This window comes from Gordonibacter sp. RACS_AR49 (genome assembly GCF_030418435.1).
Classification (GTDB): Bacteria; Actinomycetota; Coriobacteriia; order Coriobacteriales; family Eggerthellaceae; genus Gordonibacter; species Gordonibacter urolithinfaciens.
On record NZ_JAIUDM010000006.1, the window covers coordinates 1 to 22,946 of the forward strand.

The window sequence follows — 22,946 nt, forward strand, 5'->3', positions numbered from 1 at the left end:
GCGCCGCCCACCGCCGCCGCGACCAGCAGCGCGGCGGCCAGCGCGCAGGCCGCCGGCGGCGCGAACGCCCCCAGCCCGCTTTCAAGCCCCACGCCCAGCACGTACCCCGCCAGCGCCCCGGCCGCGGCGCCCGCGAGCATGGAGGAGGCGCAGCCCATACCCGCGATGGCGCGCATGCCCAAGGGTCCCGCCGCGACGAAGGGCATGTCGGCGCGCGCCAGCTTCACCGGCGACGTGCGCAGCGCCCGCACCGCCGCCCACGCAAACACGGCAACAGGCGCCAGCAGGCCCAATGCCAGCGCCATGGCCGACGATGCCGGCCCGACCGCGGCGAATGCCGCCGCCGTGGCGTCCAGCAGGGCCGCCCACATGAGCGCCGCCCACACCGCCGCGATGGTCGCCAGGTACAGCTGGTAGGCGCGCTCCCCTGGACTGCGGTCCTCCACGAGGTCGGTGCCGCCGAAGTGGACGAGCCGCACGAGAGCCGTGCGCGCATGCCGGGCGCGCAGCCATAGCAGCAGGCGGATGTCGCACAGCATGGCGTCAGCCCCGCCCGGGGACGGCCGCCGCCAGGCGCCCGCCCTCCACGTGCAGCAGCAGGTCGGGCTCCAGGCCCGGCACGTCGTGGTGGCAGCTCACGAGGGCCGCCGCGCCCTCGGCGCGCGCCGCGTCCAGAAGGCCGCTCAGCACGGCGGAGGCGTCCGGGTCCAGCGGCCCGTACGGCTCGTCAAGCAGCAGCAGGCGCGGGCGCACGGCCAGCGCCTGCACGAGCGCGAGCTTCTGGCGCATGCCGCGCGAGTACGCCGAGGGGCACTGGTCGCGATGCCCCGCCAACCCGAGCGCCTCCACGAGCCCGGCCGCGCGGGCGTCGTCTGCGGGCAGCCGGTTCGCCCTCAGCACGAAGTCAAGGTGCTCCCCGGCGGTCAGGTCGTCGTAGAAGGCGGGCACGTCGGGAACGAACGACACGGAGCGGCGCTGATCCAGCCGCTCGGGCCGAAACGGCCGGCCGGCAAGCTCCACCGTGCCTTCGGCCGGCGCGTCCCATCCGGCCAGGCAGCGCAGCAGCGTGGACTTGCCCGCGCCGTTCGGCCCGGTCAGAAACGCGATGCTCTCGGCCTCCAGAGAGAACGACACGTCGCTCCACACGTCGTGGCGCACGTAGCGGTACGCCAGCCCCTCCACCCGCAGCGCGGGCGCCGCAGCGCGCGGTTCTCCGTCCAATGCGTCCATTCGCCCTCTTTCGTCTTCCTGGACCGATCGCAAGGTTTCCATCAGAAGTCACACCAGGTTCGCTGTAGGGCAAGGGGCTCTGCCCTTGCCGTCAACCGAGATTGTCCTGCAAGTGGCGGCAAAGGCTCTGCCCTTGCCCTACAGGATGGTTCCGCCGCGAAAAGCCGATTGCGAAACTGTTGGCACAGTCCCGCCGGCTGGAATCGCCTCGCACTCCCTACGCCGCGGCCAGCCGGTCGAGCAGCGGGCGGAAGCGCGGATCGTCGGCCACGCGCTCCCACGCGGCATCGCCGGTGACGGCCAGCTTGCACTGCCCCCTCATATCGAGACCGCCGAACAGCGTGTCGGCGGTCGCCTGCTCGCGCTCCACGTCGGTCTCCGCCAGCTCGGGCACGAGGTCGAACAGCGCGGAGCGCCGAGGGAACAGCAAGCCGTCCAAGTCGAAACGCTTGAGCAGCCCCACGAACCGCTCCAGATAGGACAGCGCGCCCTCCTCGTCGCCGGCCCGCAGGCACGCCGTGGCCGCCGAGCCGCAGAACGTGGCGGCCTCCATGGGGTTCACCTCCTCAACGTCGAAGCCCTCCATCACCCCCTCGGCCGCCCGCAGCAGCGCGGCGAGGTGCGCCGGGTCCTCGGTGTAAAGCGCAAGCTGCATGCCGATGCTCTGCATCACGTTCATCTCGCCCCAGAACAGCATCTCCTGGCAGAGCTTCAGGCACGCCTCGCGCTCGCCCCGCATACTGTGCAGGCCCGCAAGCATCCCCTCGATGCCCAGCGGACGTGCGGGCTTCACGCCCTCCAACAGGGCGATGGCCTCGTCCATGCCGCCGCGCTGGCTGATGACGAGCGCGCGCACGACGCGCGCCGAGCGCACCAACTCCACGTCGTCGGCATTAGCCTCCACCCGCTCGGCCAGGCTGCACGTCCTGTCCAGCAGCTCCTCGGCGCGCTCCGGCTCCACGAGCGAGCGTTGCGAATACAGCGAGGCCATCTGCATGAGCAGGTTCCAGCACGAGGCGTAGTCGCGCACGAGCTCGTCCATGCGCGCGTAGGCGGCGTCGGCGTCTTCGGCGAACAGGCGGCACAGCTCCAGGTAGACGTCGCACACCTCGTCCTCGGCCAGCTGCGGCCGAAACGCGAACAGGTCGTCCAGCGAGATGCCGAAGTAGGCGGCTATGCGCGGCAGCAGCGCCACGTCGGGCAGGCTCTGGCCCAGCTCCCACTTCGACACGGCAGCCTTCGTCACGCCCAGGCGCTCCGCCAGCTGGGCCTGCGTGACGCCCTCTGCGCGTCGCTCGCGCGCGATGGTGGCGCCGATCCCCACATCGTTCATAGTGGCCTTCCTCTCTTTCGGGTCCCGGCCGCTTCCTGGGATTTGCCCGCGCCCGGGTCCGGGGCGCTTTCCGCGCTTCTAGTATGAGGGAGTCGCATTGGTTGACGCAAGCGATCATCGGTTGATTCTCGAACGCGAAAGTAGCGCACCGCGCGACCGGGCAAGGCGGCGCGGCGCGGCCCACGGCGCACGCCTTCTGCCGACGGCACGGCCCGCCGCCCCGCCCGCCTCCGGGCGCCCGCGGCATGCCCTAGAATAGGCCCCATGCAGAAGGACACCTTGAAATACTCCGGGATCGTCTTCCTCGCCGGCGCCAGCTACGGCGCCCAGGCCACCACGGTCAAGATCACCTACGCCGCCGGCTTCACCTGGACCCAGACGGTGGCAAGCCAGGCGCTGTTCGCCGCGCTGCTGTTCGCGGCGGCGCTGCTCGTGCAACGCTCGCGCGGCAGGCGCCTCGTTCCGCTCTCGCCGAAACAGGTGCTCGCCCTTCTGGCCCTCGGGTTGAACACGTGCATCGGCACCGTGCTCTACAACTATGCGCTCACCCTGCTGCCGGTGTCGGTGGCCATCACGCTGCTGTTCCAGTTCACGTGGATGAGCATCGTCCTCCAGCTGGTCGTCGTGCGCCGCCGCCCGCGCGCGGCCGAGGTCGTCGCCGTCGCCGTCATCCTGGGAGGGACGTTGTTGGCCAGCAGGGCGTTCTCGAGCGACGTGGGGGCGCTCGACCCCGTCGGCGTGGCGTGCGGGCTGCTCTCTGCCGCGAGCTGCACCTTTTTCATGTTCTTCTCAAGCCGCGTCGGACGCGGCCTGCCGCCCATCCAGCGCGGGCTCGTCGTGTGCCTGGGCGCGTGCGCGCTCGGCTTCGCGCTGTGCCCCGACTACTTCGCCAGCGGCGCGCTGCAGGACGGCATCTGGAAGTTCGGCCTGGTCCTGGGGCTGTGCGCCCTGTTCGTCCCCGTGGTGCTGTTCGGCATCGCCACGCCGCACCTGACGCCGGGACTCTCGGCCATCATGGCGTCCTCCGAGCTTCCCTGCGGCATCGCCCTGTCCGCGCTCGTCATCGGCGAGCCGGTGGAGGCGCTCCAGGCCGTCGGCATCGTCGCCATCCTCGCCGGCATCGCCATCTCGCAGCTTCCCCACATGAGGGCGCAGGCCGAGGCTGCGGAGGATACGGCGGATGCGAAGGATGCCGCGAGGCGCCCCGCCTAGCCGGCACGCCTCGGAACGCCCCTAATGGGGGCGTCCCTTTTGGGATATGCATTGGCAAGCGCGACGGGCGCCTTCGAGCCGTATAGACGTAAAGCATAGTTTCCCCATCGTTTGTTCGCTTGCGCTGCGTACGCGCGCGTGCCATACTAAGGTTATTCAAGGTGTTCCGCCACCGATAAGCTGCGGATGGTTTATGCAAGGTGTTCCGCCACCGATAAGCTGCGGATGGTTTATGCAAGGTGTTCCGCCACCGATAAGCTGCGGATGGTGAGCATGAGCGGTTCGAGTAGTCGAGCCGCTCATCTTTTGTTATAAGGGGGATGTTATGGGAGCGCTGAACTTCTATACCGTCGATCAGGTCTACGTCGACGAGCTGCAGGCCATCGAACCGAAGGTGCCGAATGTGCAGTACGAGAAGCACAATAAGTTCGTGTGCGGCATCCTTTTCCGCATCCACGGCTTCGATTACTTCGCGCCCGTTTCCTCGTTCACGAAGCAGCAGAAGACGAATTTCATCATCAAGAACTCCAATGGGAAGCCGGTCGGATGCGTGCGATTCAGCTTCATGTTCCCCATTCCCGCCGACCTGCGCATGGTGAAGAACTTCTCGGAGGAAGACGACGCCCGACGCTTCCTGCTTTTGGAGGAACTCCAGTACTGCAACCGCAAGGCGCGGCAGATCGTCTCGAAGGCGCAGCACGTCTACGATATGGCAACCTCGGGAAAGGACCCGCATCTGGCCGCGGTGTGCTGCGACTTCAAGCGGCTCGAGGCGCACCTGCGCGAGCGGCAGGCGAACTCGTAGGGACGCTCGCACGCCGCGGCGGTAGGCGAGCCGCCGTATCACGCCCCCAGCGCCCCGCCTAGCGCCCATACCCGCGATCCGGCCCGCCCGCGCTCCTGCCCCCCGCACCTTACCACCTTGCCCGTACCCTCTTGGATCCTCACTATTCTGTGTTACTATATACTGGTACTAAGCACCGCTGAATACCATCCGCCCGAACCGCCCGGAAGGAGGGAGCGATGGAGAACCTAACCGAGATGCTGAAAGGCGTGCTGGAGGGCTGCGTGCTGGAGATCATCGGCCGCGAGGAGACGTACGGCTACGAGATAACCCGGCGCCTGAACGCACTGGGCTTCGCCGACGTGGTGGAGGGCACGGTGTACGCCATCCTCGTGCGCCTGGAGAGGAACGGGCTGGTGGAGACCCAGAAGAAGCCGTCCGAGCTGGGCCCGCCGCGCAAGTTCTACACGCTGAACGATATGGGCCGCGAGGAGCTCGTGCGCTTCTGGGCGAAATGGGAGTTCGTCGCGTCGAAGATCAACGAGCTGAAGGAGAGCCGATGAAGAACCCGGTCGCCTATTTCAAGAAGGTCGCCCGCGAGAAGCGCGAGTACCGCGAGGCCATGGAGCGCGTCAAGGCGCTGCCCGAGGACTACCGCTTCGTATACGACAAGATCCAGCACTATATGTGGAACCATGTGGCCGGCGACGGCATGGACATGACCGTGGTGCTGGCCGACCTCGTGGACCTGTTCGAACAGGGTGCCGCGGCCGGTCGGGACGTGCTGGACGTCACCGGCGAGGACATGGCCGCGTTCTGCGACGACCTGCTGACGGGCGCGAAAACGTACCAGAGCACGAAGCAGGACGCCCTCAACCGCGCTATCATGGGAAAGCTGGGGAGCAACCGCCCCTAGCCCAACGAGGGGAGAGGACCTGGCATGAGCGAGGTGGAGAGCAACCGGCATGCCTGGGGCATGCTGGCCGAGGACCATTACCGCCACTACCGGAAGCGCATCGAGGACGGGGAGAACCGCCTGAACGCCCACATACGGGAAGAGCTGGGCGATTTGGCCGGCAAGCGCGTGGCGCACCTGCAGTGCAACGTCGGGTTCGACACGCTGGCGCTGGCCGAGCGCGCGGCGCACGTAACGGGCGTTGACCTGGCTCCCGAGAACGTGCGCTGTGCGCGGATGCTCGCCGAGGACTTCGGGTTCGCGAACGTCGATTTCGTCGAGGCCGACGCCTGCAACCTGCCCGCCAGCCTCGACGGCCGCTACGACGTGGTGTTCACATCCGAGGGGGTGCTCGGCTGGCTCCCCGACCTCGATTCCTGGGCGCGCGGCGTGCGACGGCTGCTCGCGGACGGCGGCTTCCTCTACGTGTTCGACTCGCATCCGTTCTACCTGGCCTTCGACGAGACCAAGCTGGGACGCGGCGAGTACGACCTGGCGTACCCCTACTTCGGCAAGGAGCCCGACGTGGACGACTGCATCGGCGGCTACGCCTCGGAGCCGAAGGAGGGCGTCGAGGCGTACTTCTGGATGCACCCCGTCTCGGACATCCTGAACGCGCTCATCGGGGCCGGCTTGCGCATCGACGCGTTCAACGAGTTCCCCGAGAACTTCTTCGACTCGGGCGGCCTCGAGCTCTCCCCCGAGAAGGGCCTCTACGAGCTCCCCGGCAACGACGACAGGTTCCCGATGACGTTCAGCCTGCGCGCCTCGGCGTGACGGCGCGCACGTGGGCACGGGTGCCGGGAGCAGGGAGACTTCGGGGCTTGGAGGGTGGAGACACCGGAAGGCCTGCCCGATGCCGCGAGGGTCGCGCCGGGAGGCGGGCCGCCCCTCACTTCCGGTACTCGAGGCACCACCGGATGCAGTACGAAGCACTCGCGGCAACGAGGGTGGCGGCGATGATTCCCACGGCCGTGCGGTACACGGCTACGGCGTCGCCCAGGAAGGTTGCGGAGAGGAACTGGGCGGCGGCCAGCACGCCCAGGCCCACGATCAGGCACGTCATGAGCACCCGGTACGCGGTTCTGAGCGCGCGGCCCGTTATCTGGAGCTCGCGCTCGTCGTCGGCTGCGAGCTCCAGGTTGTCCCGCGTGCTCGCATGCAGCCCGCTGCGCCTCACGAACACCGCACGGGCGATGGGATAGAGCACCAGGAACACCACGAACACCGCCATGAGCGGCGAGAGGTGGACGGAAAGGGAGAAGCCGTCTGCGGTCGCACCGCCCTCGTAGCGCGAGAACGGGAACATGAACGCCAGCCCCATGAGCACGAACAGCAGCACGTTGCCCACGCTCTCGAACACCACTTTCTTCATGATTGCTCCTCCTTGCTGAACACGTCCTCCACCGCGGCATCGAACACCTCGCACAGGTTGAGCGCGAAAAGCAGCGACGGCACGTAGCTCCCCTTCTCCAGCGAGATGATGGTCTGGCGGGTGACGCCCGTGAGCCGCGCCAGCTCGCTTTGGGAGAGCCCGCGGTCCTCGCGCAGCTCCCTCACCCGGTTCCTGATGGTGTCCACGGTCGGCTCGATTCGATAGTAGTAAAGTTGACTTTACCTAGTATGGCAGGCGGGCGAAGATATGTCAAGTTGACTTTACTTGCATCGCGGGCACCCGGAACAGAACAGCCGGCGCATAATAAAGAGAACAGATGTTTCACGCTAAGCACTCCGTCGGAGGCATGGTAAGCTGGCGCTTGGCGAGTTTGCGCCCCGTCAGGTTTGCACCACGGCAAGCTGGCACACGGCTAGCCGGCACTTGGCGCTCTGGCGCGCCGCTCGGCAAGCTCGCACCTTGAATGCGAGCGGGAAAGGGGGACCCATGCGGATGGAACGGCTCATCGGGATCATGTGCGTGCTGGCGGATGCGCAGCGCACGACCATCGGGGCACTGGCCGAGCGGTTCGAGGTGTCGACGCGCACGATCGCGCGCGACCTCGACACGCTGGGACAGGCGGGCGTGCCCCTCGTCACGTTCCCGGGCGCAGGCGGCGGCGTGGGCGTCGTCGAGGGCTTCAAGGTGCGCCGCGACCTGCTGAGCACGCACGACGCGGCAGCGCTGTACGCGGCGCTCGACGGGCTGCGCAGCGTCGACGGCGACCAGGCCGTCACGCAGCTCATCGCCCGGCTCGTCCCCGGCGCCGACGAGAACGCGCAGGCCACCGCGAGCGGCCCCATCGCCCTCGACCTCTCGTCGTGGTTCGCCGACGGCATCGCGCAAGAGAAGCTCGCCCTTCTGCTCGACGCCGTGCGCGAACGGCGCTGCGCGCGGATCGAGTACATCGCGCGGTCGGGGCGCAGCGCGCGCACCGTGGAGCCGGCGCGGCTCGTCTACAAGCAATCGAGCTGGTACCTCCACGCCTTCTGCCGAGAACGCGAGGCGTTTCGCCTGTTCAAGCTCAAACGAATCGCCGCTCTCGAGGTGCTGGGCGAAACGTTCGAACCGCGCGACACCCCGGCGCTCGCCCTTTCCGCCCCGCACGCCCCGCTGCTGCTGCCGCCCGACGAGGACGTCCCGGGCACCTTCCTCGTAGAGCTCGACTACGACGCGGCCGACGAGTTCGCCCTCGTCGAAACCATCGACGCGCGCTTCCTCGAACGCGGAGCGGACGAAGCCGCCGGCGTCGCGCGCTTCCGCACCGACGACGCCGCCTGGGTGCAAAGGCTCTGCGGATTCCTGGGCGATCTCGCACATATTCGAAAACCATGACATACAGCTGTCATGGTTGCTCCCGTACTATGGGTTCCGCCCCCTAAGGAAAGGATCCACCATGCAGCATCCGAAGAAAACCGTGCTCGTCTACGTGTTCGACGGCTTCGCCGACTGGGAAAGCTCGTACGTGTGCGCCGAGCTCAACCAAACCGACTCCTTCGAGGTGAAAACCGTCGCGCCCGACCATGCCCCGAAACGCTCGATGGGCGGCATCGCCGTGGTGCCCGACTACGCGCTGGACGACGTCCCCGAGGAATTCGCCGCCCTGCTGCTCATCGGAGGCAACCCCTGGCTCGACCCGACGAGCGGCATCGACGCCGTTGAGCCCCTCGTCCGCCGTGCGCGGGAGCAGGGGGCGCTCGTGGGAGGCATCTGCAACGCGGCCGCGTTTCTGGCCGAGCACGGCTTCCTCGACGACTGCGCCCACACGGGCAACACGCTCGAGTACGTGCAGCAGTGCGCACCCCATTACCGCGGTGCCGAGCACTTCGTGGAAGCGCAGGCGGTGGCCGACCGCGGCGTGGTCACGGCGAACGGCAGCGCCGCGCTCGAGTTCGCGCGCGAGGTGCTGCGTGAGCTGGGCGCGAAGGACGACCCCGACGCCTGGTTCAAGCTCCACAAGGACGGCTTCTACCCCGGGTAGCGCCGGACGCGGCGCCCCTGCCGCGAAGGGGCGCTCGACCGCCCAGGGCGCCCGCTCCGCACCATGGGAGCGGGCGCCCCTAGCCCAGCGGAAACCGCAGCGTCACGCAAGCGCCGCCCTCCGCGTCCTCGCGGTTCGCCAGCTCCACCGAGCCGCCGTGGCGCGCGGCGGCCTCCGCGGCCACGTGCAGCCCCAGCCCGCGGTGCCCGCGCGCGGCGCGGGCGGGATCGCCCTGGTAGAAGCGCTCGCATCCGCGCTCCAGCGCCTCGGGCGAGAAGCCGGGCCCCGCATCGGCCACGCTCACCGCGAGCACGCCGCCGGCATCGGCCGCGCCGTCCGCCCGCACGCGCACCTCCACCGTCGAGTCGGCGGGCGCGTGCTCCACGGCGTTCGCCACCACGTTCATCACGGCGCGTTCCACGAGCGCCTCGTCCATCCGCAGCGCCTCGGGCAGCCCCGCGCCCTCGCTCCACGCCGCCTGCGCGCCGCCGCACCCCGCGAGCGCCTCGGCCTGCGCGCGCAACCGCGCGAGCAGGGGACGCAGCGGACGTTCGACCGGCGCGAACGCCGTCGCGTCGCCCAGCGTCGCGTCGATGAGCGCAGCCAGGTACGTCCCCATCTGGCGCGCCCCCTCGGCCGCGTCGACCGCGCACGGGCGCTGATCGTCCGTCAGCTCGCCCTCCAGCAGCAGGTCGACGTTGCCGCGCACCACGGTGAGCGGCGTCTTCAGATCGTGCGCGAGCGCGGCGATCTGCTCGCGCTGCGCCTGCTCGCTCCTCCATTGCGCCTCGAGGGAGTCCTTCAGCGAGGCGCGCATCTCGTCCATCGCGCCCAGCACGTCGTCGATCTCGCGCACGCCCGACGTCCCCACCTCGAAATCGAGGTCGCGCTCCTCGATGCGGCGCGCGGCGTCGGCCAACGGGGCCATCTTGCGCGACAGCACGCGCGCCGCGCGCACGGCGATGCCCACGAGCACGAGCACCGCCAGCACGGCGAACCCTCCCAGCAGCAGGTTCTGCGGGTTCGGCAGCGCGTCGCGCAGCCCCTTCGACGCGAACTGCGGCATGTAGTCGTACGTCAGCACGCACACCGAGCCGTCGGCCAGCTCCACCGGTTCGTAACGCGTCGTGCTCAGCCCCCCGTAGGCGATGGCCAGCCCGTCGAAGGCAGCCGCCTTGAGATCGTCCCGCGCGCGCTCGGGCGCATCGCCGGCCACGTAGGCGCCGTCCTTCGCGAACAGGGCCCAGCGGAAGCTCGACGGCACGGCGGCGTCGACGGCCTCCGCATCGTCGCTCGGCAGCTCAGCCAGGCGCGCCGACGTCTCCGCGAGCGCCGTGTCGCCGTAGTTCGCCGGATACACCGCGCCCGTCCCCACGAGGATGCCGAACACGAGGTACGTACCCAGCGCCAGCGCGAGGGCTGCCGCCAGCACGTAGGCGAAGTAGCGCAGGATGACCAGGCTCAACGGCAGACCGCGCCCGCGGGCGCGCCGGGTTCCTCTTCCGCTCACGCGATCCATTTGTACCCCACCCCCCATACGGTCTGCACGGGCTCCGCGCCCGCCGCCTTCAGCTTCGCGCGCGCGTTGCTCACGTGCACCGAGATCGTGGCCGCGTCGCTTTCGGCGCCCCACCCCAGCACGCCCTCGACGATCTGGTCGCGCGAGAACACCTGGCCGGGATGGCGCGCCAAGAACTCGCACACGTCGAACTCGGTCTTCGTCAGCGCCACGCGCGCCTCGCCCACGTACAGCTCCCGCGCCGCGAGGTCGAGCCGCACGTCGCCGAACGCGAGGGCGTACACGCGCTCGCGCTTCTCGCGCCGCAGATGGGCCGCCACCTTCGCGCGCAGCTCGGCCGCGCCGAAGGGCTTGCGAATATAATCGTCCGCGCCCACGCCCAAGCCGAACACCGCATCCTCCTCCGCGGCTTTCGCCGTGAGGAACACGATGGGGGCGTCCGTGCGCTCGCGAACGATGCGGCACAGCTCGAAGCCGTCCATGCCGGGCATCATCACGTCGAGCAGCACCAGGTCGTAGCGCTCGGGATGCGCCGCGAGCGCCTCATCGGCGCACGCCGCGCAACGCACGTCGTGCCCGTCCTTGCCGAGCGTGCGTTCGAGCAGGCTCCTGATCGCCGGCTCGTCGTCCACCGCCAGTATCCGCGCCATCGTCGCTCCTTTCATCCGTCGTCGAGTGTAGCACGAGGCGGCTACCCCGTCCCGCCGCCCCGCTCCGCCGCCTTCGCGCCCTGCCACCGCTTCCCGCCGGTCCCGGTCCGCATATTCGCCCCGAACACACGCTTGGAGGCCGTTTCGCGTGTGTTTCGGGCGAATATGCGGACCGGGGGGCTCCGGTCGGGCACGGAAAGCAGAGCCGAGGCGCGAGGGGCGATGCCTCATTCCCCGCCGCGGCGGCCTTCGAAGCGGTTCGCGCAGGCCAGCGTTACGACCAGCACCAAAGCCGTCGCGACGACGCACGCGATCGCCACCGTCGTCCAGGCCGACGCGAGCGCCTGCGCCTGGCCAGCCGCGCCCATCGCCGAGGCGATGGACGCCTCGAGCGGGAGCGTCGCCAGGCGGGACGGCCAGGCGAACGGCACGACCGCGGCCAAGCCGATGCCCAGCGCGCCCGACAGCGTTCCCGTCACCAGCCCGTTCGCCAGCCCGCCGAGCAGCGCCATGGCGGCGATGAACCCGAGCGCACCCAGGCCGATGGACGCGTTGCGTCCCCATTTCAGCGCCACGAGCAGGAAGATCGCGTACGAGCACGCGCTTCCCAGCGCGATGCCCAGCACGGCCAGCGCGAGGGCCGAAAACTCCGGCAGCGCCCGCCCCGCAAGCGCCAAAGCCGCGCAGAACAGCGCCGCCGCCCACGCCGCCGCCGCGAGGCCGAGCGCCAGCAGCGCCGCGAGCTTCGCCGCGAGCGCAGCGCGACGCGACGACACGCCCAGCAGGTTCGCCCCTTCGCCCGCGCGCTGCTCCGCGTCGGCCGCCAGCCCGCACGCGATGCCCGCCAGCAGCGGCGCGCCGGCGCCGAGCAGCTGGAAGAACGCGTCGGTCCCCATGAGCGAATCCCAGGCCGAGAACGCGAAGTACGCGCCCGCCAGCCCGCCGAGGACCGTCGCCAACACCGCATGGAGCCACACGAGGGGCGAGCGGCGCAACCGTACCGCTTCCGAGCGCAGCGCGTGCGCGAACGTCACCCGCGCCATCATGCGGCCTCGCGCTTCGAGAACCACGCCGCCCCGGCGATGGCGAGCGCGGCGAACAGGGCGACGGCCAGCGCGAGGCCGAGCACGGCGTCCCCGCCGAACGCGCCGAGCGCGTCTCCCGCCTCGAGCGGCACGCCCGAGGGTGCCACGTCCAAGAGCGGTGCTACCGCGCACAGCGTCGTGGCCGGGGGAAACGCGAACCACGCTTCCGACGTCCACAGGGCGATGCCCACGCCCACCTGCACCAAAGCCGGAATCGCGATGCCGGCGAGCGTGCCGAAACGCAGGGTCAGCGCGAGCGCGGCGGGAACCATCCACGAGCTGGCGATCGTCAGCAGAGCCGCCGCGGCCAGTCCCTCGGCGAAGCTCGGCCCCTCGGCGCCGAGCGCCGTGAGCACCGTCGAGCACGCGAGCACGACGAGGTTCGCCCCCAGCGCGAGCGCGAGCGCGTAGGCCACCTTGGCCCACCACGTGCGCGCCGGCGGCAGCGGAAGCCCGAGTACCGGGCGCAGTTTCTGCCGCGCGTCGAGGTTCGCGATGGACGCGCAGATCAGCGCGATGGCCACCGGCATCATGAGCGCGTACCAGTAGTTCCACAAGCACGTCGCGATGCCGCCGACGGCGCCCGTGCCCGGGATCACGCCGGAGGACAGCACGCCCAACGCGCAGAACGGCAGCGGCGCGATGAGCGCCACCTTGCGCGGGGCGGCGCGGCGTCCCTTGAGCACCTCCGCCTTGAACACGGAGGGAAACGTTCCCGCTTCGGCTCCCATCATGCCACCGCCTTCCCCATGCATACGTCCATGAACAACCTCTCCAGATCGACGCCCGCGTCGAGCGGCGCCTCGTAGGCCAGCCGGCCCTCCACGATGATGCCGACGAGGTCGGCCACGTGCTCCACTTCGTTCAAGATATGGCTCGACAGCACCACGGTGATGCCGCGCTCCGGGAACGACCGGATGAGCGCGCGCAGCTCCTGGATGCCCACCGGGTCGAGACCGTTCGTCGGCTCGTCGAGGATGAGCAGGCGCGGGCTGCCCATGAGCGCGAGCGCGATGCCAAGGCGCTGCTTCATGCCGAGCGAGAACTGCCCCGCCCGCTTCGAGCCCGTATGGGCGAGCTCCACCGTGGCCAGCGCCTCGTCGATGCGGCTCTCGGGCACGCCCAAGAGCGTCGTGCGCACGCGCAGGTTTTCGCGCGCGGTGAGGTTGTCGTAGAGCGGCGGCGTCTCGATGAGCGCGCCGATGCCGTCGAGGTCGGCGCGCGTCCACGGGCGCCCCGCGAAGGCGATGCTGCCCGACGTGGGGCGCAGCATGCCGCACACCATTTTAAGCAGCGTCGACTTCCCCGCGCCGTTCGGCCCCAAGAGGCCGTACACCGAGCCCTCCGGCACGTGCAGCGACACATGATCGACCGCCGTCTGCCCCTTGAACGTCTTCGTGAGCGCGTTCGTTTCCAGTAGGTTTCCCATAGACCTTTCCTTTCTCTTGCCTGAACCCAGGATGCGCCCGATTCTTAAAGATTCGTTAAAGGCAGGGGAAACAATCGCCGCGCGCACGCGGTGCCCTATAATGGGAGTTCGTTCTCGGAAGGGGAAGGAACCGCATGGGCTTTCTGCGCGCCGATTTCACATGGGGGTGGAAGGCCCTCGTCATAGCCGGGATCGCGCTGCTGTTCGGCGGGTTCGCCGTGCTCATGTACGGGGAATTCTCTCCTTCGATCGGGCTCCAAGGCGTGATCGACTACGGCATCAGGGCCCTCGGCTTCGTGGCCATGGGCACGGGCGTGGTCTGCTTCGTGCCGGTGATCCTGCGCGACCCCTGGCGCTCCCGTCCCCGCACCGAAGAGGGCTGGCGCACGCTGCGGGGCGAGGCAGCACGCGAGGCGGGCGTTATCGCGCTCAACCTCGTGTGCTACGTGGGCGCGGGGCTCGTCGCCCTCGGCGCCCTCACCGCGCTCGGCCGCGCGCCGGTCGCCGCAGGCATCACCATGCTGATCTCCCTCGCCGTGCTGGTGCGGTACCGGTGGCACCGATGGAAGCACCGCTGCACGTACGATCACCTCAAGCCGTTCGGCATCGTCCTTATCATGCTCGCGTTCGGCTTGGTCGCCGGCATAATCGGAGGGATGCAGGCCGCCGATGCCATCGCGGATGCCGCCGAGGGCCCCAGCGAGGAAGCGTGCATGCTCAACGGCTTCAAAGAGCAGCGCCCCTCGGGTCGCGGCGCCGCCTTCAACGCCACCGACCTCGTAATCGATTTCACCACCGGGGTCGGCAACAAGCACGTGTACGTGTCCATCAAGGAGCAGGACCGCGCCGTGCTCCAGCAGATCGTGGACACCGGCGGTTTCGTGCGCCTCACCTATTACCCGCGCACGAACGTGTTCGTGCGCGCCGAGTCCTCCCTGGGTTGGCGCACGACTGACAACACTTCGGGCGCGAACTGAACGTCCTCGCTGGCACTGCGCCCTGCTTTCACGGGCGGCGGCCGCCGGCGAAGCGGGTGCAGTCCTTGCCCTCGCGCTTGGCGTCGTAGAGCGCCCGGTCGGCGGCGGCGAAGAGATGCTCGTAGTCGTCGCCGTCCGCGCCCGCCAGCGCCACGCCCACGCTGAGCGTGACCTGCCGGCCCGACACCTGCAGCGCCGACGCCGCCCGGCCGAGGCGCTCGCCGGCCTTGCGCGCACGGTCCGCGTCGGCGTGCGGCAGGAACAGCACGAACTCGTCGCCGCCTATGCGCGCGGCGAAGCCCTCCTCGCCGCGCAGCCCCTCGGCCAGCACGCCCGCCACACCCACCAGCAGGTCGTCGCCCGCCAGATGGCCGTATGTGTCGTTGACGGCCTTGAAGTCGTCGATGTCCGCCACCAGCAGGGCGCCGGTTCCGCGCTCGGCACATGCAGGCAGCTGCTGCGCGACCAACTCGGCGGCCGCCCCCTGGTTGAGCAGCTTCGTCAGCGGGTCGCGGCGCGCCTGGTCGACCAGCTGCTCGATGCGGCGTCGCTCCTCGGTAACGTCCTTCCAGCTGCCGATGGTGCGCACGGGCCTTCCCTCGGCGTCGCGCAGCATGCGGGCATGCATGCGCACCCAGCGCCACGCATCGCCGCTCCCGGCAACGCGGTGGCGCACCTCCATCGTGGTGGAGCCGTCGTCGCGCAGCGCTTCGGACAGGCGGCGGAAGTCGTCTGGGTGGATGCGCCCCGACTCCGCGGACGCGGTGTAGCGCGGGTAGCGGCGCTCCTCGGGCGGAGCCCCGTCCGCAGTCGCAGCTCCGCGCTCGAACTCTATGAGCGCGTCCTGCTCCACGTCGTACTCGAACAGCACGTCGGTCACGCTGCGCAGCGCTATGCGGTAACGCTCCTGCTCGAGCAGCAGCGCCTGCTCGGCCCGCTTGCGCGACGTGATGTCCATGAGCAGGCTGCTGATCTTCACGGACCCGTCGACGGCCTTCATCTTGCGACCCGAGTCCATGATCCACGCCAGCTCGCCGTTCTTCTTGCGCACGCGGTACTCCGTCTCGTACGACGACCCCTGCGCGAAGCAGCGGCGCACGTCCGCGAGCGCTTGGTCAAGGTCGGGCGGGTGCACGATACCGGAGGCCGTGCCCCCGCTCATGGACATGAATTCCTCGGTGGTGTAGCCCAGCATGCGCGCCAGGCCCTCGTTCACGTACACCAACCGGTAGGGCTCGCCGTCCTCGCTCACCTTCAGGCCACCGGCGATATTCGCCGTTATGAGGTCGATGGTCTCGGTTTTCTCGCGCACCAGCTGCTGCAGGTACTCGTAGCTTTGCCGGCCGGCCTCGAAGGGAAAGTACTCCTCGTCCTTCATGGCCTGGTAGGGGTTCGACACGTGGACGTGCCCGATCCTCAGCTCGCCGCCCTCGTCCACCAGCTCGTAGCTGCAGCGCTGGCGCTCCTCCAGCACCAGGCCCGAGTCCGCGCTCGTGCGCACCCGGTAGCGCCCCATGACCGTGCAGGAGCGCTCCCCCACGTTCACCAGGCGGAAATCCTCGTCCGACACCTCGCATGGCGGCGCGAGCGGGGCGCGCTCCTGCAGGTACGACACGATGCCCTCGGAATCGGTGGAGAACTCGACCTCGCCGGCGCCTATCCAGGAGAAGCCGTCGGCGAAGCGGCCGACCACGCGTTCCACGTCCTTGCCGGAGTAGAACAGCCGCACCGTCTCTGAAACGTACGCGATCGCCTTGTCGAAAAGCGGGTTCATGCCCATCCCCCAGCCTGCCAAGCCTCACGGTTCGACGGAGGGCTCCCCTCGCCCTTCATCGTCGCTTGCGCACCCCCTTGGCAATAGCGCGCCACTGGCAGTATGGCCTTTCAACCAGGCGTTGACGGGCGCGCATGGCAATCGGGAGAAAAAATCGACAACCGGAACGCCCGGGCGCAGCGGCGGCGCAGGAGAGGTTTGGTGCCGCCCCCGGCCAGCCAGGACCGGAAGCGTATGCCGGGGTCGCAGTCGTTCGCCTCGAGGCAGAACCGGGACGGATCCCCGTCGTCGAACGCGCCGGCGTCGGAAAGGAGTTGCGCACGCGTAGCACGGCACCTGGAACGGCAAGGCGAAGGACGGGTCCAGCTCGCACGAACGAGGCGCGCCCGGCATCCCTTGGGGGGTGGGATGCCGGGCGCGCCTACCTGTGTTTCAGACCGCCCTTACTGTATGACGCAATCTAATAGTTGTCAATGACTCCTATTGTAGTTTTTCGCGAATAGACGCGGAGCGGGCCGCGTTCTTGTATCATGGTTGCACGACGGAACGCGCGCGTGCGGCACGGTGCCGCACGCGGGAGGAAGGGAGCGCCCATGGAGGCCTACAAGCAGGAGTTCATCGAGTTCATGGTGGAGAGCGACGTGCTCAAGTTCGGCGACTTCACGCTGAAGAGCGGCCGGAAGTCCCCCTTCTTCATGAACGCGGGCGCCTACGTGACGGGCTCGCAGCTCCACCGCCTGGGCCAGTTCTACGCCCGCGCCATCCACGACGAGTTCGGCCTGGACTTCGACGTGGTGTTCGGCCCGGCGTACAAGGGCATCCCGCTTTCCGTGATCACCACGATGGCGCTCTCGGAGCTCTACGGCAAGGAGGCGCGCTACTGCTCGAACCGCAAGGAGGTCAAGGACCACGGCGACACGGGCATCCTGCTGGGCTCGGCACTTCATGACGGCGACCGCGTGGTCATCGTGGAGGACGTGACCACGTCGGGCAAGTCCATTGAGGAGACGCACCCCATCCTCATGCAGCAGGCGAACGTGGAGGTGGTGGGCCTCATGGTGTCGCTCAACCGCATGGAAGTCGGAAAGGGCGGCGAAATCTGCGCGCTCGACGAGGTGCGCGAGCGCTACGGCTTCGCATGCGCGTCCATCGTGGACATGGCCGAGGTCACGGAGCACCTGCTGAACCGCGAGTGCCAGGGCCGCGTCGTCATCGACGACGAGGTGAAGGCCGCACTGGACGCCTACTACGAGCAGTACGGCGCGAGGTAGCCCCGCCCTCCCGCAGGTGCGGCCGTCAGGCCGAACGAGGCAAAAGACGGCCATCGGGAGGAACGACAGGGGGAGCGCATGGTGCGCTCCCCCTGTCGTTCCTCCCGGGCAGACCCAGGTCGCCTCGCTACCCGTTCGCCGCCACGAGCAGGGCCGTCAGCGCCAGGACGAGCAGCGTGCAGGCAAGCCCCGCGGCGTTGCACCAGCGCAGCGCGCGCCCTTCCGAGCGGAAGGCGCGGCGCGCGAGCGCGTAGAAGCCCAGCCCCAGCGCGCCGCCCGCCGTGTTCGCGATCAGGTCGGTGACGTCCGACGCCCCCATGGCGAACGCGAACTGCAGCACCTCGAAGCCCAGGCTCACGGCCGCCACGGCCGCGATGCCCCGCCACAGCGGCTGGCGCCCTGCGAGCATGCCCAGGTACAGCCCGAACGGCACGAACGCCACCAGGTTCTCCACGGTCTCGCGGTAGTCGGCCGCGCCGTTGATGACCGTCGCGCCCGCCAACGGCACCAGGTTCACGCTGCGCATCGTGCCTGCCACGTCAAGCGAGAACTGCCCTTTAAGCAGGACGATCCATACCAAGAACGCCAGATAGACCGCGAAGAGGAACCCGGTGAGCGCCCGGCTTCCCAAGAACCCCGCCGGCCGTTCCATCTGGAACGCCGCCGGTGCGGCGATACCCGGAAGGCCGTCCGCCACGCCACCTGCCCCGTGCCCGGCCCTGCGTCCCAGCCCGCGTTCGGTCGCGCCGCGGGGCCCGCCGTCGCGTTCGCCGTCCCTCGCAGGGCCGTCCGCCCTGACCGCTGCCTTGCCTGCACCGCCGCAAGCCTTTGACTGCTCCATAAGGCCGCTCCTTCTCCGCTTCCGCCCGGTTGCGCCCCGGTGCGCGCAACCGGGGCAGGAAGAAGCGTACCGCCCTGAGGCCCCCGCCCCACCCCGCGCGCGCCAACCGTAGCCGCAACTTCAGCGCCGGTTAAGGAACGCTTAAGGGACGGGAGCATGAGGGGGCACGGCAGCCTTCGCAGCCGACGGAGCGTGGCTGCACGGCTGCCGTCAAGAGGCGCTGTCGGCACGCCGCCTTCCGCAAACGACAAGCAGCCCCAAGCCTGCCAGGACGGCCGTTGCGTTGAACAGGAACAGGGCCGCCGCCCCCGCCGCCTGCAGTACGAAACCTCCCAGAACAGGACCCAAGCCCATGCAGAGATCCGGTCCGAGATAGAACGTGTTCGCAGCGCGCCCAATCCGATCCTTCGAAACCCCGCGCACCGACTCTGCCTGCAGGGCGCAGTACGCGGACCCCTGCCCCGCCCCCATGCACACTCCCGCCACGGCGATGCCCGCGAACGAGTCCACGAACGCCGCCGCCAGCATCCCGAATGCGGCGAGCATCATCATGGGAGCCGCTACCGCGCGGACACCACGCGCATCGCTGATGCGCCCAGCCAAAGGCCGCGCCGTCGCCGTTGCCAAGGAGTACAGCAGAAAATACAGGGAGGCACCCTCGATACCGCGCATCTCGCCTACCACGAGCACGAACGACGACGTCACACCCTGCGCCACCATCAGCAGGCCGGCTATCGCGGAAAGCAGCAGCGCGGGGCCGTAGAGCCAATCTGAGGGCCCACCGCGAAACCGCCCGCCCGACGACGCGCGAGCCCCCGCAGCGGGAGGCGCCTTGAACAGGGCCGCCATGACGAACCCCGCCGAGAGCAAAGCCCCCGAGACGGCGAAGGCGCCCGCATAACCTGCCGTGTCGCCGACGAGGGAGCCGAACGCAGGACCGAGGGCGCAGGCTATCGTGTAGGCCGCCCCCAGCCACCCCACGCCGCTCCCCACCCTCTCCTCGGGGACCACAAGCGATGCAAGCGATACGACGACGGTCGATTTGAAGGCGAAGGCAAACCCCTGCAGGGTCAGGAAAAGCGTCATGAGCGGAATCGACCGGAACAGGGCGCACCCCAAAGCCGATATCGCGAAAAGCCCGCAGGACACGGAGAGCAGGTCCTTTTTCCCCAGCCTGTCCGCCGCGATTCCGCTCACCGGCCTTGCGGCAAGGGCTGCTGCGGCAAGGAGCCCCGCGAGGAACCCTGCCAAGGTCAGGGACGCTCCCAACGAAACCGCATAGCCTGCGACGAGGGGGCGCGTGAGGTACAGCCCGAACTGTAGCATCGCCTCGATGCAGAACAGCTGCGCGAACTTCGGGTTCCACAGCTTTGCCCTCCCCATGCCTCCCCCCTCCCCGCGGCCCTGGCTCCCAAAGCTGGAATCCAGGCCGAGCCAAGTTCACGTCGTACGCGCCAAGCACCGGCGCCGCTCAAGCTGGAGAGGAGCCGGGCGCGGCCGTTCCCGACCGCGTGCCTTGAGCCCGGCTCCCAGCGCTCACGGCAGGAACACCGAGCACTGCGCCCCGCGTTCGGACATCTTCGCGGCCAGCTCCTCGAGCGTGCCGTACTCGATGGCGTTAGCTAGACAGTGCAGCGCGCACGAGGGCTCCCCGCCCGCGGCAACGCGGCCCTCGCACAGGTTGCACGAGGTGGTGGGCACGGGGACGTACTTACCCTCCCAGGTGCCGTCGGTCTTGCGCCACGGCCCCATCTCCAAAAGCTTGATGCCCCATTGCCCCAAGGGCAGGCTCAGCTCGTTGCGGCAGGCGATCTCGCAGGTGTGGCAGCCGGTGCAGTACTCGTTGTCTATCATCAGTCCATAGGTGGCCATATCAATACCTCCCTTCCAGGCTAGTTTTCGGTCCGGTAGATCTTGCAGGGCAGCGCTCCGTAGTGGGAGCCCAGGCCCAGCTTCCCGATCTCCTTCCACGGCATGAGCGAGTTGATGGACGACTTGCGCACGCTGAACAGCTCGGCGTCCTTGTCCTCCGGGTACCACCATCCGTGGTCGCACCCGATGACTCCCTCCTTCACGATGGGCGTGATGTCGGCAACCATCTGGCACTTCCCCCAGGGGTTCTCGATGGTCACCCAATCGCCCTGGCCGATGCCGTGCTTCTCGGCGGTGGCGGGGTGGATCTCCACCGTGGCTGCGGTGCGTATCTCGCGCAGCGAATCGATCATGCGGTGCTCGGTGTGGAACGACGTGGGACGGCGGGCGCCCGTGACGAAGTCGAGCGGGTACTCGTCGATCCATTCGGGGCGCGAGCGCTTGGAGAAGCGCGGCTCCTCGTAGTAGGGCAGCGGATCCTCGCCCAGGTGCTGCTTCACCGTGCTCCACAGCTCCACGCGCCCGGTGGGTGATTTGAAGCCCGGCTTGCCGTCGGCGCGCAGCAACCCCAGTTCGTACTGGTAGTAGGGAATCTCGTAGCGGCCGTACACCCATTCGCGCAGCGTTTCGTAGGTCATGTCCTCGCCCGTGTCGGGGTCGGCCGTGTAGGGTATGTTCTGGATCTTGTTGTCCAGGTACGCATGCGGGCTCGACCACTTCTCGGCGTCCTCGGTGCGGTCGGGGTTGATGCGGTGGTCGAGGTCGAGCATGATCTCCAGGTCGGACTTGCACTCGCCGAGCGGCTCGAGCACCTTCGTGAGCGCATGGAACTGGCCGGGCTGGTTGCAGCCGTGGAACGTGACGATGCCCTCGTGCTCGAGCGAGGTGGACACCGGAAGCACCACGTCGGCGAGCGCCTGGATAGTGGGGTTCATGAAGATGTCGGTGGCCACCACGAACTCCTTGTGGCGGCATGCCTCCATCCACTGCATGGGCTGCTGGGTGATGCACGACGAGATGAAGTTCGAGCTCTGGATGAACAGGAACTCTATCGGGTACGGGATGTTCGTGCGCAGCGTGTCCAACGTGCAGTCGGGCTGCGTGGTGTTGATGATGAAGTCCATGGCCGGATACTGGTCGTGGCCGGCGATGGGGATGGGGTTCGTGTCCTCTTCCTCCACCAGCATGCCCACGCCCTTGCGGCCCGTGGAGCCGCCGTTGAGCATGGTCTGTCCCAGCTTGATGCCGCCCGGGTTGTCCAGGTTGCCGCAGATGGCGAAGATACCCCAGATGGCATGGCATATCTGGAGCGTGTTGGGGTTCTGGTCGGTCTTGAGGCCCACCGACGCCGTGCACGGCTTCTGCGCAAGGCAACGGGCGGCGGCGTAGATGTCCTCGACCGGCACCTCGCAGATCTCGGCGGCCCTCTCGGGCGTCATGGTGCAGCAGCGCTCCGCGTACTCGTCGAAGCCGTACGTCCATTTCTCCACGAAGTCGTGGTCGTAGAGGTCCTCTTTGATGATGACCGCGTTGAATGCCATGGCGAGCGCCGCGTCGGTGCCGGGCCGGATCTGGAAATGGTAGGCGGCGTGGCGGGCGAGCCAGTTGGCGCGAGGGTCGACCACGATGACCTTCATGCCGCGCTTCATCATGTCAACCGTGCTGTGCCCGAACAGGCCGTCCGGGTTCGACCACAGCGTGTCGCGGCCCCACACGAGCATGTAGCGAGGCAGCTCGTAGCGCGGGTCGTCGTAGCGGTCCTTGAAGCCGAAGGCGCCGTCGTACTCCACGTAGGCGCAGCCCAGAAGCCAATCCATGGCGGTCTGGCGAGGGATGACGCACGACCAGCCGCCGTTGGCGTGGATGGCCGTCCGGCTGTGGAACACCTGGTTGCACGTTTGGAACTGGTACGCGCTGGCCTCGCGGCCGGTGCCCGTCCAAACCGACACCGTGTCGGGGCCGTATTTCTCGGTAAGCTCGCGGTACTTCTCCACGATGATATCGTACGCCTCGTCCCACGAGATGCGCTCCCACTTGTCGGGCTGGCCGCGGTACGCGCGATCGCGCTTCATGGGATACAGGAGACGGTCCTCGTGGTAGAGGTACTCGGGCAGCGTCAGGCAGCGCACGCAGAGGCGCCCGTTCGTGATGGGCTGGTCGGGGTCTCCTTCCACCTTCACCAACTTGCCGTCCTTGACGAACGCCCTCAGGCCGCAGCCGACGCCGTGACAACCCGGGGGCGACCACTGGGCCGTGCGGTACACCTTCGTCCCATCCTCGAGCTCCGTGACGCGAGGCGTCTCGGACACGCGGGTCAACTCACTCATGCTCTCTCCTCTCTGTTGCGCTCCGCCCGTTAGCGAAGCGGTTTCCCTGGTTGTGCGGGCCGACGGAGGGCTGCGCGCCGCCGGGCCCGGGCGATGCGGCCCGGTCGGCCGCCGCGAAGAGCCCGCTGCCGCACACGGCGCAGCGGACGAGGCTCTCGCCCGGCTCCACAACATGCCCGCAGTCGAGGCAGACGGGCGGCGGTGGGGCGATACCCCATTCCATCTCGTCGCATTTCCCGCAGTGGTTGCACACGTAGCAGCGCTCCATGAC

24 protein-coding genes and 1 pseudogene are annotated in these 22,946 nt (G+C 68.7%); 9 read left to right on the forward strand and 16 right to left on the reverse strand.

Annotation, left to right across the window (positions count from 1 at the left end):
* From LB310_RS10460 to LB310_RS10470, 3 genes and pseudogenes are all read right to left on the reverse strand, one after another.
* A pseudogene (locus tag LB310_RS10460) lies at nt 1-539 on the reverse strand (hypothetical protein); the annotation flags it as partial.
* 4 nt (nt 540-543) lie between these two features.
* Entirely contained in the window at nt 544-1,230 is a 687-nt protein-coding gene (locus LB310_RS10465; RefSeq protein ID WP_278806895.1) for an ABC transporter ATP-binding protein, read from the reverse strand.
* Between the two features lie 217 nt (nt 1,231-1,447).
* Nucleotides 1,448-2,563 carry a helix-turn-helix domain-containing protein gene (locus LB310_RS10470; RefSeq protein WP_278806896.1) on the reverse strand — a complete coding sequence of 372 codons (1,116 nt, stop codon included), beginning with the start codon at nt 2,561-2,563 and terminating at the stop codon, nt 1,448-1,450.
* Between the two features lie 264 nt (nt 2,564-2,827).
* On the opposite strand from LB310_RS10470, the gene LB310_RS10475 reads away from it, so the two are divergent.
* The 5 genes from LB310_RS10475 to LB310_RS10495 all read left to right on the forward strand — a co-directional run bounded on the left by LB310_RS10475 (nt 2,828) and on the right by LB310_RS10495 (nt 6,291).
* A complete protein-coding gene (locus LB310_RS10475; protein ID WP_114568405.1) occupies nt 2,828-3,775 on the forward strand; it encodes a DMT family transporter in 948 nt (315 codons plus the stop codon).
* A gap of 325 nt (nt 3,776-4,100) precedes the next feature.
* Nucleotides 4,101-4,580 (forward strand): type III toxin-antitoxin system ToxN/AbiQ family toxin, encoded by a 480-nt coding sequence (locus LB310_RS10480; protein WP_114568406.1) that lies wholly within the window; start codon nt 4,101-4,103, stop codon nt 4,578-4,580.
* Nucleotides 4,581-4,798: 218 nt separating this feature from the next.
* Nucleotides 4,799-5,122, forward strand: a complete 324-nt coding sequence (locus LB310_RS10485; RefSeq protein WP_114568407.1) for a PadR family transcriptional regulator — start codon at nt 4,799-4,801, stop codon at nt 5,120-5,122.
* A complete protein-coding gene (locus LB310_RS10490) occupies nt 5,119-5,475 on the forward strand; it encodes a DUF1048 domain-containing protein (protein ID WP_278806897.1) in 357 nt (118 codons plus the stop codon). The genes LB310_RS10485 and LB310_RS10490 overlap by 4 nt, the downstream gene beginning before the upstream one ends.
* 24 nt (nt 5,476-5,499) lie before the next feature.
* The gene (locus LB310_RS10495; protein WP_114568409.1) at nt 5,500-6,291 is read left to right on the forward strand and encodes a bifunctional 2-polyprenyl-6-hydroxyphenol methylase/3-demethylubiquinol 3-O-methyltransferase UbiG; all 792 of its coding nucleotides are present in this window, start codon (nt 5,500-5,502) and stop codon (nt 6,289-6,291) included.
* A 115-nt stretch (nt 6,292-6,406) separates the two neighbouring features.
* Here LB310_RS10495 and LB310_RS10500 read toward each other — a convergent pair whose 3' ends face one another.
* Nucleotides 6,407-6,889: a hypothetical protein gene (locus tag LB310_RS10500; protein ID WP_114568410.1), complete on the reverse strand. Its 483-nt coding sequence runs from the start codon at nt 6,887-6,889 to the stop codon at nt 6,407-6,409.
* A complete protein-coding gene (locus tag LB310_RS10505) occupies nt 6,886-7,095 on the reverse strand; it encodes a helix-turn-helix transcriptional regulator (RefSeq protein WP_087191957.1) in 210 nt (69 codons plus the stop codon). The genes LB310_RS10500 and LB310_RS10505 overlap by 4 nt, the downstream gene beginning before the upstream one ends.
* A gap of 301 nt (nt 7,096-7,396) precedes the next feature.
* On the opposite strand from LB310_RS10505, the gene LB310_RS10510 reads away from it, so the two are divergent.
* Complete coding sequence (locus LB310_RS10510; RefSeq protein WP_301155054.1) at nt 7,397-8,284, forward strand: YafY family protein; 888 nt, start codon at nt 7,397-7,399, stop codon at nt 8,282-8,284.
* 61 nt (nt 8,285-8,345) lie between these two features.
* Nucleotides 8,346-8,930: a type 1 glutamine amidotransferase family protein gene (locus tag LB310_RS10515; RefSeq protein WP_096228211.1), complete on the forward strand. Its 585-nt coding sequence runs from the start codon at nt 8,346-8,348 to the stop codon at nt 8,928-8,930.
* A 79-nt stretch (nt 8,931-9,009) separates the two neighbouring features.
* Here LB310_RS10515 and LB310_RS10520 read toward each other — a convergent pair whose 3' ends face one another.
* The 5 genes from LB310_RS10520 to LB310_RS10540 form a co-directional block, all read right to left on the reverse strand.
* On the reverse strand, nt 9,010-10,440 hold the full coding sequence (locus LB310_RS10520) for a HAMP domain-containing sensor histidine kinase (RefSeq protein ID WP_278806901.1): 1,431 nt from the start codon (nt 10,438-10,440) through the stop codon (nt 9,010-9,012).
* On the reverse strand, nt 10,437-11,099 hold the full coding sequence (locus tag LB310_RS10525) for a response regulator transcription factor (protein ID WP_278806903.1): 663 nt from the start codon (nt 11,097-11,099) through the stop codon (nt 10,437-10,439). Before LB310_RS10525 ends, LB310_RS10520 begins: the two co-directional genes overlap by 4 nt.
* Nucleotides 11,100-11,326: 227 nt before the next feature.
* Nucleotides 11,327-12,145, reverse strand: coding sequence for a lantibiotic ABC transporter permease (locus LB310_RS10530; protein WP_301155055.1), 819 nt, complete (start codon nt 12,143-12,145; stop codon nt 11,327-11,329).
* The gene (locus LB310_RS10535) at nt 12,142-12,918 is read right to left on the reverse strand and encodes a hypothetical protein (protein WP_278806907.1); all 777 of its coding nucleotides are present in this window, start codon (nt 12,916-12,918) and stop codon (nt 12,142-12,144) included. The genes LB310_RS10530 and LB310_RS10535 overlap by 4 nt, the downstream gene beginning before the upstream one ends.
* The gene (locus LB310_RS10540; RefSeq protein WP_278806909.1) at nt 12,915-13,613 is read right to left on the reverse strand and encodes a lantibiotic protection ABC transporter ATP-binding protein; all 699 of its coding nucleotides are present in this window, start codon (nt 13,611-13,613) and stop codon (nt 12,915-12,917) included. The genes LB310_RS10535 and LB310_RS10540 overlap by 4 nt, the downstream gene beginning before the upstream one ends.
* Nucleotides 13,614-13,747: 134 nt before the next feature.
* Between LB310_RS10540 and LB310_RS10545 the strand changes: the two genes are divergently transcribed.
* The gene (locus LB310_RS10545; protein WP_114568415.1) at nt 13,748-14,590 is read left to right on the forward strand and encodes a hypothetical protein; all 843 of its coding nucleotides are present in this window, start codon (nt 13,748-13,750) and stop codon (nt 14,588-14,590) included.
* 28 nt (nt 14,591-14,618) lie between these two features.
* Here LB310_RS10545 and LB310_RS10550 read toward each other — a convergent pair whose 3' ends face one another.
* Nucleotides 14,619-16,364: a GGDEF domain-containing protein gene (locus tag LB310_RS10550; protein ID WP_278806912.1), complete on the reverse strand. Its 1,746-nt coding sequence runs from the start codon at nt 16,362-16,364 to the stop codon at nt 14,619-14,621.
* A 593-nt stretch (nt 16,365-16,957) separates the two neighbouring features.
* Between LB310_RS10550 and pyrE the strand changes: the two genes are divergently transcribed.
* Complete coding sequence (gene pyrE, locus LB310_RS10555) at nt 16,958-17,635, forward strand: orotate phosphoribosyltransferase (protein WP_278806914.1); 678 nt, start codon at nt 16,958-16,960, stop codon at nt 17,633-17,635.
* 127 nt (nt 17,636-17,762) lie between these two features.
* Here the strand turns inward: pyrE and LB310_RS10560 are convergent, their stop codons facing one another.
* From LB310_RS10560 to LB310_RS10580, 5 genes are all read right to left on the reverse strand, one after another.
* On the reverse strand, nt 17,763-18,476 hold the full coding sequence (locus tag LB310_RS10560) for a VanZ family protein (RefSeq protein ID WP_114568417.1): 714 nt from the start codon (nt 18,474-18,476) through the stop codon (nt 17,763-17,765).
* 210 nt (nt 18,477-18,686) lie between these two features.
* Entirely contained in the window at nt 18,687-19,859 is a 1,173-nt protein-coding gene (locus LB310_RS10565; protein ID WP_114568418.1) for an MFS transporter, read from the reverse strand.
* A 153-nt stretch (nt 19,860-20,012) separates the two neighbouring features.
* Complete coding sequence (locus LB310_RS10570) at nt 20,013-20,348, reverse strand: oxidoreductase (RefSeq protein WP_114568419.1); 336 nt, start codon at nt 20,346-20,348, stop codon at nt 20,013-20,015.
* A 20-nt stretch (nt 20,349-20,368) separates the two neighbouring features.
* Nucleotides 20,369-22,675 (reverse strand): molybdopterin-dependent oxidoreductase, encoded by a 2,307-nt coding sequence (locus tag LB310_RS10575; protein ID WP_114568420.1) that lies wholly within the window; start codon nt 22,673-22,675, stop codon nt 20,369-20,371.
* The gene (locus tag LB310_RS10580; protein WP_114568421.1) at nt 22,668-22,943 is read right to left on the reverse strand and encodes a hypothetical protein; all 276 of its coding nucleotides are present in this window, start codon (nt 22,941-22,943) and stop codon (nt 22,668-22,670) included. The genes LB310_RS10575 and LB310_RS10580 overlap by 8 nt, the downstream gene beginning before the upstream one ends.
* Between the last annotated feature and the right edge of the window lie 3 nt (nt 22,944-22,946).